The sequence below is a fragment of the Streptomyces flavofungini genome (assembly GCF_041028215.1).
GTDB lineage: Bacteria > Actinomycetota > Actinomycetes > Streptomycetales > Streptomycetaceae > Streptomyces > Streptomyces flavofungini_B.
Genome location: NZ_JASKYR010000267.1, coordinates 1 through 10,891, shown reverse-complemented (window position 1 = coordinate 10,891; position 10,891 = coordinate 1). Strand labels below are relative to the sequence as shown.

Here is a 10,891-nt window from a genome sequence, read left to right as displayed (position 1 = left end):
CCCGCGGCCACACCCGCTGCACCTCGCGCAGGAAGATGGCGGCGCCCGTCGGGCCGAGTCCCGGGACCTGCTGGAGGCTGCGGCTCAGTGCCTCCGGGTCGCCGTCCGCCTCGTCGCGCATCCGGCGCAGATCGCCCCCGTACTCGCGCTGGACGAGCTCCGCGCCCTCGCCGAGCCGGGTGGCGGTGCTCTCGTCGTAGCGCCGGTAGCCGCCCCGGCCCAGCGCGTCGACCCGCTGCTGCCAGGTGGCGTCGGCCATCCGCCTGGGGTCGCGCATCCCCGCGCCGAAGAGCTCCTTCGCCGCGCCCACCGCCGCGGCGCCGCGGATCGGCGCACTGAGCAGGACGGAGAGGACCAGGAGCTCGTACAGCGGCTGCGGTGTGTCCCGCAGCTTGATGCCCGCTTCCTCGGCGTAGGTGCGTCCCTCCTCGTCGAGAAGGGCCTTGACCAGCTCCCTCTCCTTGCCTCGTCGCTCGGCCATGGTGCTCCTTCCGGTCTGATGCGTTCCGCTTACCCAGCATGGCCGACGTGTGTCTCTCCGGCCTGCGGGTACTCAGCGGCACGGACGCCGACGAGCCAAGCCGAGCCAAGTCGAGCCGATCCAAGCCGAGCCGAACAAGGCCGAACAAGAGTCGAGCACAGTCGAGCAAAGGAGCATTCGTGGCCGCACGCCTGAAGAACGTCTTCGTCCTGGGTCTGGACGAGGCCAACCTGCCGGCGCTGAGCGACATACCCCACGCGAAGGACTGCCGGTTCCACCCGCTGCTCACCATCGAGGAGCTCCAGGGCGGCGAGGTCTCCGTACCGGATCTGCTGGCGAAGGCCGAGAAGATCCTCGACGCGTTCGACGGCACCATCGACGCCATCGTCGGCTACTGGGACTTCCCCGTCAGCACCCTGGTGGCGATCCTCGGCGACCGGTACGGCACCCGCAGCACCAGCCTGGAGTCGGTGGTCAAGTGCGAGCACAAGTACTGGAGCCGTCTGGAGCAGCGGAAGGTGATCGACGAGCATCCCCGTTTCGGCCGGGTCGACCTCACCGCCGAGAACCCGGAGCCCCCGGAGGGCGTGCGCTTCCCCATGTGGCTCAAGCCCGCCCTCTCGTACTCCTCCAAGCTGGCCTACAGCGTCCGTGACCAGGCGGAGTTCCGGGACGCCGTGGACCGGATCAGGGAAGGGATCGGCCTGGTCGGGCGGCCCTTCGAATACATACTCGACCAGATCGAGGTGCCCGAGGAGATGGCGGGCGTCGGCGCGCAGGTCTGTCTCGCCGAGGAGGCGCTCTCCGGCATTCAGGTGGCTGTCGAGGGCTATGTGCACCGGGGCGAGGTCACCGTCTACGGCGTCCTCGACTCCATCGACTACCCGGACTCCTCCTGCTTCCTCCGCCACCAGTACCCCTCCACCCTGCCGGAGCCGGTGATACGCCGCCTGCACGACGTCTCCGAGCGGGTGATCCGGCAGATCGGGATGGACTCGGCGACCTTCAGCATCGAGTACTTCTACGACCCGGGCAGCGACGAGCTGAACCTCCTGGAGATCAACCCCCGCCACTCACAGGCGCACGCCACGCTCTTCGCCCTCGTGGACGGCCGCCCCAACCACCACTGCATGGTCTCTCTCGCCTTCGACGAGGACCCCGCGTTCCCCCGCGGCAAGGGCCCGTGCGCGACCGCGGCCAAGTGGTACTACCGCTGGTTCGCCGACGGCGTGGTGCACAACGTGCCCAGCCGCGAGGAGATCGACCGCATCGAGCGCGAGATCGGCGACGTGCGCATCGACGTCCTGGTCGAGGAGGGCCAGCGGCTCTCCGACGGCGGCCACCAGGACAGCTACAGCTTCGAACTCGCCCACATCGCCACCGGGGGCGACAGTGAGGAGGAGCTGCGGAGCAAGTACGACCGCTGCGTGGCGGCCCTCGGACTCACCTTCGACGCCACGGAGCCGGGCGGCCGCGACCTCACCAACGACTAGCGCCGACCCGCTTCCACCCGGACGACCGACCGAGAGGATGGCACGAGCACATGCGTTACGTGGGCAATCTCCCGTACGCGACCAAAGAGGAAGAACACGTCGTCGTCCCGATGTCCGACGGCACCCGTCTGTCGGCGCGCGTCTGGCGCCCGACGTCCTCGGACGACACGCCCGTACCGGCCGTACTGGAGTACATCCCGTACCGCAAGCGCGATCTGAGTTCCGTGCGCGACTCGATCCACCAGCCCTATGTCGCCGGACACGGCTACGCGTGCGTGCGGGTCGATGTGCGCGGCACGGGTGAGTCCGAGGGCGTCCTGCGGGACGAGTACCTGGAGCAGGAGCAGGCCGACGCCGAGGAAGTGCTCGCCTGGCTGGCCGAGCAGCCCTGGTGCGACGGGTCCACCGGCATGATGGGCATCTCCTGGGGCGCCTTCGCCGCACTCCAGGTCGCCGCACGGCGTCCGCCGAGCCTGAAGGCGATCGTCATCTCCTCGTTCACGGACGACCGGTACGCCGACGACATGCACTACATGGGCGGCGCCATGCTGTCCGACAACCTCGCGGAGGCGGGCACCATGTTCGCCTACGGCACCTGTCCGCCCGACCCGGCCGTGGTAGGCGACCGCTGGCGCGCGATGTGGCACGAGCGCATGGAGGGCACCCGCCCGTGGGTCATCGAGTGGCTGCGCCACCAGCGCCGCGACGCGTACTGGAAGCACGCCTCCGTCTGCGAGAACTACCAGGACGTCACCACCCCCGTCCTCGCCTCCAGCGGCTGGGCCGACGGCTACTCCAACGCCGTGGCACGCCTCCTGAGCAATCTCGACGTGCCGCGCAAGGGACTCGTCGGGCCCTGGTCGCACAAGTACCCCCACCTGGGTGAGCCGGGCCCCGCCATCGGCTACCTCCAGGAAGTGGTCCGCTGGTGGGACCACTGGCTCAAGGGCGAGGAGAACGGCGTCATGGAGGGCCCCATGCTGCGGGCCTGGATGCAGGACAGCGTGCCGCCCTCGACCTCCTACGAGGAGCGCCCCGGCCGCTGGGTCGGCGAGCCCGAGCTGCCGTCGCCGCACATCGAGGAGGTCTCCCACCCGCTGTTCCGGCACCGCATCGCCCGGCACGACGAGGTGCCGGGCCCCGAGTCGGCGGGCGAGGCGCTGACCGTGCGGTCGCCGCTGTCGGTGGGCCAGTTCGCGGGCAAGTGGGCCTCCTACAACGCGCCGCCCGACCTCCCCTACGACCAGCGGGAGGAGGACGGCGGCTCGCTGGTCTTCGACTCGCCCGAGCTGACCGAGGCGGTGGAGATCCTCGGCTCGCCCTCCGTCGACCTCGACCTGTGCGTCAGCGAGCCGGTGGCCACCGTCGCCGCCCGAATCTCCGACGTCGCCCCCGACGGCAGCGCCACGCGTGTGACGTACGGGGTGCTCAACCTGACCCGCAGGGACGGCACGGGTGAGCCGGAACCGCTGGAGCCCGGCAAGCGCTACCGCGCGACCCTCCAGCTCAACGGCGTGGCCCAGTCCTTCCCGCCCGGCCACCGCATCCGGCTCTCGCTCTCCACGTCGTACTGGCCGCTGGCCTGGCCGCCGCCGCGCCCCGTCCTGCTCAGCGTGTACGAGGGCACCAGCGCGCTGCGGCTGCCGGTGCGCCCGGTGGCGGAGCCGGACAACGCGCCGCAGCAGCCCTTCGGGGAGCCCGAGGGCACCGAGCCGCTGCGCACCACCCAGTTGACACCCCCCGACCAGCGCTGGGAGGTCCGGCGTGACCTGGTCGACTACGCCTCGGCCCTGGAGATCGTCAAGGACCGGGGCACCGTGCGGTTCGAGGAGATCGGCCTCGACGTCGGCTGCCGGGCCTTCGAGCGGTACACCTCCACCGGCGATGACTTCACGTCGGTGGCCGGTGAGTCGGCCTGGACGATGACCTTCCGGCGCGACGACTGGGACGTACGGGTGGAGACCCGCACGGTCCTGCGCTGCGACGAGGAGGACTTCCACGTGGACGCCACGCTCGACGGCTACGAGGGCGGGCGGCGCGTCTTCTCGCGTACGTGGAACGAGACGGTGCCCCGCGACTGGCTCTGAGGGCTCGGCGGGCGACCGGCTCCGAGGGCTCAGCGGCGGAAGTGCAGCCGCAGGACGACCCCGTCCGTGCCGAAGTCCTCGGTGACCAGGTCGCTCAGTTGCTGGACGACCCAGAGGCCGTGGCCCTTCGCGGCCCTCGGGTCGGGTGGGAGCCTGCCGAGGAAGCCCGTGGTGTGCAGGGAGGGCAGGGACCGGCCGCCGCCTCCGTCGGCGACCTCGCACACCACCCAGTCCGCGTCGCTGGAGAGCCGCAGCACCCCGCCGCCGCCCCCGAAGCGGACGGCGTTGGCCACCGCCTCGTGGACGGCCGCGACCATGTCGCGGGCGCGGTCCTCGGCGATGCCGCAGCGTCTCGCGTACTCGGCGACGGCCAGGCGGGCGGCGACCGACTCGCCGCGGATGAAGGCGATCGTGCGGGGCGTGCCGGAGGCGGCGAGCGGTCCTTCGGCGGCCTCGGAGCACTCGGCGTAGAACTCCGCCGGTTCGGTGTACCGGCCGCTGGGGCCGGGGGCGTCGGCCCCCGAGGTCACCTCCGGGTGGGTGCACCGCACGGTGTCGAGGATCTCGGCGGGCAGCGTGCGGGCGTCGTAGGGGCAGACGATCCAGTGGCCCGAGTCGGCGAACGCGGCGTTGACCAGCGATTCGTAGCGGATCCACTCGCGGGTCTCGACGGTGGTGCGGCCCGTCCACACCGGTTCGCCGATGACGCGGACCCGGCGGGTGCCGCCCTCGTCCCGCTCGGTGCAGTAGTCGTGGTACTGGCCCAGGGTGCGGGAGGGGTAGTGGTACCAGTCCTGGGCGTCGATGAACTCGACGTTCCGGGCGGCGCCGCCGAGGGCGTCCCTGAGGAGCGTGATGTTGCGTCCGGCGACGACGGCGAGCACCACGTCGTCCGCGGCCAGGCCGTCCCTGACGAAGCCGGCCGTCCCGGCGAGGAACGCGTCGTCCGAGGCATAGGACAGCGCCTGGTGGACGAAGCCGGGGCGCGTCATGCTCCCCCACGCTCCCTTCCCATGACGAGGCCGGGCACACGGTCCCAGCCGGTGACGTGCAGGACCCTGCGCACCTGCGGGGCGGCACCGTCGAGGACCATGCCACCGCCCAGCGCGTGGAGGCCGAGGGCGGTGAAGACGAGCAGCCGCAGTGCGCAGACGTCGATGAAGGTCAGCTCGCCGAGGTCGAGGCGGGTGCGGTGCCTTCTCTCCGGACGCCGCGCGGCGCGCTCGGTCTCGGCGCGCAGGGCGCGGGCCACCGCGATGAGGTTGCTGTCGTCCACCTCGCCGCTGAAGGCGAGTCCCGGCGGGGTGAACGTCCGGGTGATGCGCAGCAGTTCGTCCTGCCAGACATCGTCGGCGACCGCCCCGCCGGTGTGCAGGGAGTCCAGTTCGGTCAGTTCGCGCGGGCCGAAGGCGCGGCGGTCGTACTGGCACAGGCCGAGCACCGGCAGTACCTGGAGGACGGGGTCGAGGAGCTTCTCGGCGTCACGGAGGCCCCCGGCCGCCCGCGCTTGCGGTCGCGGTGAGGCGTCGAGGACCACGCGCAGGCCGAGGAGCCCGTCGGAGACCGCGCTCTCCGCCTCACGGCACACCAGCTCGCCGAGGCCGCCCGGGCCGCTGTCCGTGCCGGGCAGTGCGCTCACCCTCAGCCTGTGGTCGGCGAGCGCACCGGCGATCTCGTGGCCCTGGCACCGCAGCCGTCCCGCCAGGTCCGGCGGCTCCTGGTGCGGGGTGAGGAGGAGTCCGCGGTGGCCGCAGGCGAGGCCGTCGAGGAGGAAGGCGGTGAGCACCGCCTCGCGTTCCTCGTCCGTTTCGTAGCCGTGGAAGAGATGGTCCCCGGGCCGCATCTGCCCCACCGCGCGCAGGGCAGGAGCGGTGTCCATCCCCATGCACCTCCTCCGTGGCCCCGGCGCCACCTCGCTACCCGGTGTGGCGACTCGGTTACACGGTACGCATTCCGGCCCGCCCGCGGGACGCGCTTCGGTGATCCGCCCCGGTGCCGACGTCGTGGTGGATGGGGGTCCGGATGCCGGTCAGCGGAAGTCCGGAGCCGCCCTGGCGGGCCGCGACGATCTCCGCGGCGATGGACAGCGCGGTCTCCTCGGGCGTACGGGCGCCCAGATCGAGGCCGATGGGCGAGTGCAGGCGCGCCAGCTCCGCCTCGCTCGTGCCGATTTCGCGGAGCCTGCGGTTGCGGTCCTCGTGGGTGCGCCGGGAGCCCATGGCCCCGACGAACGCCACGGGCAGCCGCAGCGCCGCCGCCAGCAGCGGCACGTCGAACTTGGCGTCGTGGGTGAGCACGCACAGGACCGTGCGCTCGTCGGTCGTGGTGCCTTCGAGGTAGCGGTGGGGCCAGTCGACGACGATGTCGTCCGCCTCGGGGAAGCGGACCCGGGTGGCGAAGACGGGGCGCGCGTCGCAGACCGTGACGTGGTAGCCGAGGAACTTCCCCGCGCGGACCAGGGCCGCCGCGAAGTCGACGGCACCGAAGACGATCATTCTGGGCGGCGGCACGCTCGACTCGGCGAGGACCGTCACGGCGCTTCCGCAGCGCGATCCGCTCTCGGAGACGACGAACTGCCCGGTGCGGCCCGCCGCGAGCAGCGCCCGGCTCTCGGCGACCGCCGTGCGGTCCAGGTCCTCGTGCCCGCCGAGGCTCCCCTCGTGGGTGTCGGGCCGTACCAGGAGGGGCTTGCCGAGCAGGTCGGGCGGGCCCTCGATGACGCGGGCCAGCGCGGTGGTCGCGCCGTGGGCCGCGCCCGAGAGGGCGGCGGCGTACACCGCCCTCTCGGGCGCGTCGGCACGGACCGGCGTGACCAGGACGTCGATGACACCGCCGCAGGTCAGGCCGACCGCGAAGGCGTCCTCGTCGCTGTAGCCGAACCGTTCGACCACGGCGCCGCCGTCCCGCAGGGCGGTGACGCACAGGTCGTACACCGCCCCTTCCACGCAGCCGCCGGAGACCGAGCCGATGGCCGTGCCCTCGCCGTCGACGGCCATGGCGGCGCCGAGGCCGCGCGGTGCGCTGCCGCCGACGCTCACGACGGTGGCGACCGCGAAGTCCCGGCCCTCCTCGGCCCAGCGGTTCAGGTCGGCGGCGATGTCAAGCACGCGGGCTGCCCGCCTGGATCACCCGGTCGGGCCGGATGGGCAGGTGCCGCTGGCGGACGCCGGTCGCGTGCCAGACGGCGTTGGCGATGGCCGCCGCGGCGCCGACGATGCCGATCTCGCCGATGCCCTTGATGTCGATGGGGTCGTCGGGGTCGGGGTCGTCGACCCAGTCGGCCTCGATGGGCGGCACGTCGGCGTGGGCGGCGAAGTGGTAGCCCGCGAGGTCCGCGCCGACGTGGGCGCCGGTGAGCTGGTCCCTGACCGCCTCCTCGTGCAGGGCCATGGACAGGCCCCACGTCATGCCGCCGATGAGCTGGCTGCGCGCGGTCAGCGGGTTGACGATCCGGCCCGCCGCGAAGATGCCGAGCATCCGCCTGACCCGTACCTCGCCGGTGGCGACGTCCACGGCGACCTCGGCGAACTGGGCGCCGTAGGAGTGCCGTTCCTTCTGCGCGAGCGCGCCGATCGCCGCGCCGGTGTCCGACTTGACGGTGATCCCCCGCGCCGGGATGTCGCCGCCGAGCGCGAGCTGTTCGCGCAGCTCGGTCGCCGCGTCCCGCACGGCCCAGGACCAGGAGCGGGTGCCCATCGAGCCGCCCGCGATGGTCGCGGGCCCGAAGTCGCTGTCGGCGATGCGCACCCGGACCCGGGCGGGCTCCACCTCCAGGGCGTCCGCGGCGACCAGGGTCAGCGCCGTACGGGCGCCGGTGCCGATGTCGGCGGCGGTGATCCGCACGGTGAAGGTGCCGTCGGGCTCCGCGGTGGCGGTGGCCGTGGACGGGGCGACGATCACCGGGAAGGTGGCCGACGCCGTGCCGGTGCCGAGCAGCCAGCGCCCGTCGCGGCGCACTCCGGGCCGCGCGTCGCGCGCGTCCCAGCCGAACCTGCGGGCGCCCTCCTCGAAGCAGGCCTTGAGGTTGCGGCTGCCGAAGGGCAGGCCGGAGACGGGGCCGACCTCCGGTTCGTTGCGCAGGCGCAGCGCGATGGGGTCGACGCCGCACTTCTCCGCCAGCTCGTCGAGCGCGGACTCCAGCGCGAACGAGCCCGGTGCCTCGCCGGGCGCCCGCATGTAGGTGGGCGTCGGCACGTCGAGGCGTACGACGTTGTTGACGCTGCGGTGGGCGTCGGCGGCGTACATCGGGCGTCCGAACGAGGCGGCGGACTCGACGAACTCGTAGAAGCTCGACGTCAGGTTGTGGCCCTGGTGGTCGACGGCCCGCAAGCGTCCGTCCGGGTCGGCGCCGAGCCGCACGCGCTGGGCGGTGGGGCTGCGGTAGCCGGTGAGGGAGAACACCTGACGGCGGGTCATGACGACGCGGACCGGGCGGTCCAGGACGGTCGCCGCCATCACGGCGCTGACCTGGTGGGCCCGCAGGCCCTTGGAGCCGAAGCCGCCGCCGACGTGCTCGGAGCGCACCCGCACGGCGGCCGGGTCGAGGGAGAAGAGCTTCGACAGCTCGACCGCGATCCAGGTGCTGCCCTGGTTGGAGTCGACGAGCTCCAGACGGCCGCCGTCCCAGCGGGCCGTCGCCGCGTGCGGCTCCATGGCGCTGTGGTGTTCCTCCGGCGTGCTGTACTCCGCGTCCACCACGTGCGCGGACTCGGCGAGCCGGGCCTGTACGTCGCCCCTCTCGGCGCGCATGCCGTCGCCCTCGGGCGTGTAGGCGCCCGGGTGCCCGGCGTGGAAGCCGGTGTCGTGCGGCTCCTCCTCGTAGTGCACGACGAGCGCGTCGGCGGCCTCGCGGGCCTGCTCCGGGGTCTCGGCGACGACCAGCGCGACGGGCCAGCCCGCACAGGGCACCCGGTCGCTCTGGAAGACCGCGGCGGTCGGATCGGGGGTGCCGAGCAGACCCTGGTACGTGGTGTTCACGCGCGGGGCGTTGCCATGGTGCAGGACGTCGAGGACGCCCGGCATCCGCCGGACGGGATCGGCCTCCACCGAGCGGACGCGGCCGCGGGTGATGGTGGAGAGCACGAGCCAGCCGTGCGCGAGGTTGGTGAAGGGGATCTCCGCGGCGTAGCGGGCCGCGCCGGTGACCTTGTCGAAGCCCTCGACGCGGGTGTGCGCGGAGCCGACGGCGCCGGTGACCGCGGTGGGTCCGGTGGTCGTGGTCATCGGGCGGCCTCCTCGGTGAGTTCGGTGAGCATGGCCACGGTGAGGTTGCGCAGGAGCGTGACCTTGTAGCCGTTGCGGGCCAGCGGGCTGGCCGCGGCCAGTTCGGCGTCGGCCGCGGCGGCGAACGCCTGGGCGTCGGCGGGGCCGCCGGTCAGCGCGCGTTCGGCGGCGTGCGCGCGCCAGGGCCGGGAGGCGACCGCTCCGTAGGCGACGCGTGCCTCGCGCACGACACCGTCCCGCACGTCGAGGGCCGCGGCGATCGAGCCGATGGCGAACGCGTAGCTCGCGCGCTCGCGCACCTTGCGGTAGCGGGAGGCGGCGGCGACCGGGGCGGGCGGCAGGGTGAGGCCGGTGATCAGCGCGCCGGAGGGCAGCGCGGTCTCCACGTGCGGGGTGTGGCCCACCGGCAGGTAGAAGTCGGCGAGCGGCAGTTCGCCGGGGCCTTCGGCGGTTTCGTAGTGGACAGCCGCGTCGAAGGCGGCCAGGGCCACGCCCATGTCGGAGGGGTGCACGGCCACGCAGTGCTCGGTGGCGCCGAGGATCGCGTGATTGTGGTGCTCGCCCTCGACGGCGGGGCAGCCGCTGCCGGGCTCCCGCTTGTTGCACGGCTTGCTGATGTCGGTGAAGTAGCCGCAGCGGGTGCGCTGGAGGAGGTTGCCTCCGACGGTGGCCATGTTGCGGAGCTGTCCGGAGGCGCCCGCGAGGACGGCCTCGGCGAGCGCGGGGTAGCGGCGCCGGACCTCGGGGTGGGCGGCGAGGTCGCTGTTGGTGACGGTGGCGCCGACGCGCAGGCCGCCGTCGCCGGTGACCTCTATGTCGTCCAGGGGCAGTTCGCGTACGTCGACCAGGCGCGCGGGCCGCTCGACGCCGGTCTTCATCAGGTCGACGAGGTTGGTGCCGCCGCCGAGATAGCGGGCGTCGGGGTCGGCGCCGAGCAGGGCGACGGCCCCGGAGACGTCGTGGACCCGCTGGTATCCGAAGTCCTTCATGCCGTCTCCTCCTTGGCGCCCGCGGCACGCGTGACCGCCTGCACGATCGAGACGTACGCCCCGCAGCGGCACAGGTTGCCGCTCATCCGCTCGCGGATCTCGTCGGCGGTCAGTTCGGGCACACCCGCCTCGGGCCGTACGTCGGTGGTGGCCGCGCTCGGCCAGCCGTCGGCGTGTTCCTGGAGCACGCCGAGGGCCGAGCAGATCTGGCCCGGTGTGCAGTAGCCGCACTGGAAGCCGTCGAGTTCGAGGAAGGCCTGCTGCACCGGGTGCAGCCGGTCCCCGTCGGCGACGCCCTCGATGGTGGTGATCTCGCGCCCTTCGGCGGCGACGGCGAGCTGGAGGCACGAGACGGCGCGGCGGCCGTCGATCAGAACCGTGCAGGCACCGCACTGGCCCTGGTCACAGCCCTTCTTGGTGCCGGTCAGGTCGAGCCGCTCGCGGAGCGCGTCGAGCAGGGTGGTGCGGTGGTCGACGGACAGTGTGTGCTTCTCACCGTTGACGTTGAGGGTGAGGGCACTGGACGTCGATGGAGCCATGAGCAGCCTTCTTTCGCGGATCGCGGAGAACGAGGCGGTCCCGGCGGTGGTGCGGGAGGAGGGGGGCGCTGTACAGAGG

9 protein-coding genes are annotated in these 10,891 nt (G+C 72.8%); 2 read left to right on the top strand and 7 right to left on the bottom strand.

Annotation, left to right across the window (positions count from 1 at the left end; all coding sequences use genetic code 11):
- Window positions 1–481, bottom strand: a 481-nt coding sequence (locus AB8Z36_RS19490; RefSeq protein WP_369214618.1) for an endonuclease, incomplete at its 3' end; no start/stop codon positions are given.
- Between the two features lie 179 nt (window positions 482–660).
- Between AB8Z36_RS19490 and AB8Z36_RS19485 the strand changes: the two genes are divergently transcribed.
- Both AB8Z36_RS19485 and AB8Z36_RS19480 read left to right on the top strand, forming a co-directional pair.
- Window positions 661–1,974 carry an ATP-grasp domain-containing protein gene (locus tag AB8Z36_RS19485; RefSeq protein WP_369214617.1) on the top strand — a complete coding sequence of 438 codons (1,314 nt, stop codon included), beginning with the start codon at window positions 661–663 and terminating at the stop codon, window positions 1,972–1,974.
- 50 nt (window positions 1,975–2,024) lie between these two features.
- Window positions 2,025–4,061 (top strand): CocE/NonD family hydrolase, encoded by a 2,037-nt coding sequence (locus AB8Z36_RS19480; RefSeq protein WP_369214616.1) that lies wholly within the window; start codon window positions 2,025–2,027, stop codon window positions 4,059–4,061.
- 29 nt (window positions 4,062–4,090) lie between these two features.
- On the opposite strand, the gene AB8Z36_RS19475 is transcribed toward AB8Z36_RS19480, so the two are convergent.
- Genes AB8Z36_RS19475 through AB8Z36_RS19450 form a run of 6 tightly spaced genes read right to left on the bottom strand, consistent with a single transcriptional unit; the run spans window position 4,091 to window position 10,812 of the window.
- Window positions 4,091–5,053 carry an anti-sigma factor RsbA family regulatory protein gene (locus AB8Z36_RS19475; protein ID WP_369214615.1) on the bottom strand — a complete coding sequence of 321 codons (963 nt, stop codon included), beginning with the start codon at window positions 5,051–5,053 and terminating at the stop codon, window positions 4,091–4,093.
- Window positions 5,050–5,940, bottom strand: coding sequence for an MEDS domain-containing protein (locus AB8Z36_RS19470; RefSeq protein ID WP_369214614.1), 891 nt, complete (start codon window positions 5,938–5,940; stop codon window positions 5,050–5,052). The genes AB8Z36_RS19475 and AB8Z36_RS19470 overlap by 4 nt, the downstream gene beginning before the upstream one ends.
- A gap of 58 nt (window positions 5,941–5,998) precedes the next feature.
- On the bottom strand, window positions 5,999–7,168 hold the full coding sequence (locus AB8Z36_RS19465; RefSeq protein ID WP_369214613.1) for an XdhC family protein: 1,170 nt from the start codon (window positions 7,166–7,168) through the stop codon (window positions 5,999–6,001).
- Entirely contained in the window at window positions 7,161–9,284 is a 2,124-nt protein-coding gene (locus tag AB8Z36_RS19460; protein WP_369214612.1) for a xanthine dehydrogenase family protein molybdopterin-binding subunit, read from the bottom strand. Before AB8Z36_RS19460 ends, AB8Z36_RS19465 begins: the two co-directional genes overlap by 8 nt.
- Window positions 9,281–10,273: an FAD binding domain-containing protein gene (locus tag AB8Z36_RS19455; protein ID WP_369214611.1), complete on the bottom strand. Its 993-nt coding sequence runs from the start codon at window positions 10,271–10,273 to the stop codon at window positions 9,281–9,283. Before AB8Z36_RS19455 ends, AB8Z36_RS19460 begins: the two co-directional genes overlap by 4 nt.
- Complete coding sequence (locus AB8Z36_RS19450) at window positions 10,270–10,812, bottom strand: (2Fe-2S)-binding protein (protein ID WP_369214619.1); 543 nt, start codon at window positions 10,810–10,812, stop codon at window positions 10,270–10,272. The genes AB8Z36_RS19455 and AB8Z36_RS19450 overlap by 4 nt, the downstream gene beginning before the upstream one ends.
- Window positions 10,813–10,891: the final 79 nt, after the last annotated feature.

What these genes read in the sequence shown, in the direction of transcription:
- AB8Z36_RS19480 (WP_369214616.1), top strand. Translation starts at nt 2,025, where the DNA reads ATGCGTTACGTGGGCAATCTCCCGTACGCGACCAAAGAGGAAGAACAC.
- AB8Z36_RS19475 (WP_369214615.1), bottom strand. Translation starts at nt 5,053, where the DNA reads ATGACGCGCCCCGGCTTCGTCCACCAGGCGCTGTCCTATGCCTCGGAC.
- AB8Z36_RS19470 (WP_369214614.1), bottom strand. Translation starts at nt 5,940, where the DNA reads ATGGACACCGCTCCTGCCCTGCGCGCGGTGGGGCAGATGCGGCCCGGG.
- AB8Z36_RS19460 (WP_369214612.1), bottom strand. Translation starts at nt 9,284, where the DNA reads ATGACCACGACCACCGGACCCACCGCGGTCACCGGCGCCGTCGGCTCC.
- AB8Z36_RS19455 (WP_369214611.1), bottom strand. Translation starts at nt 10,273, where the DNA reads ATGAAGGACTTCGGATACCAGCGGGTCCACGACGTCTCCGGGGCCGTC.
- AB8Z36_RS19450 (WP_369214619.1), bottom strand. Translation starts at nt 10,812, where the DNA reads ATGGCTCCATCGACGTCCAGTGCCCTCACCCTCAACGTCAACGGTGAG.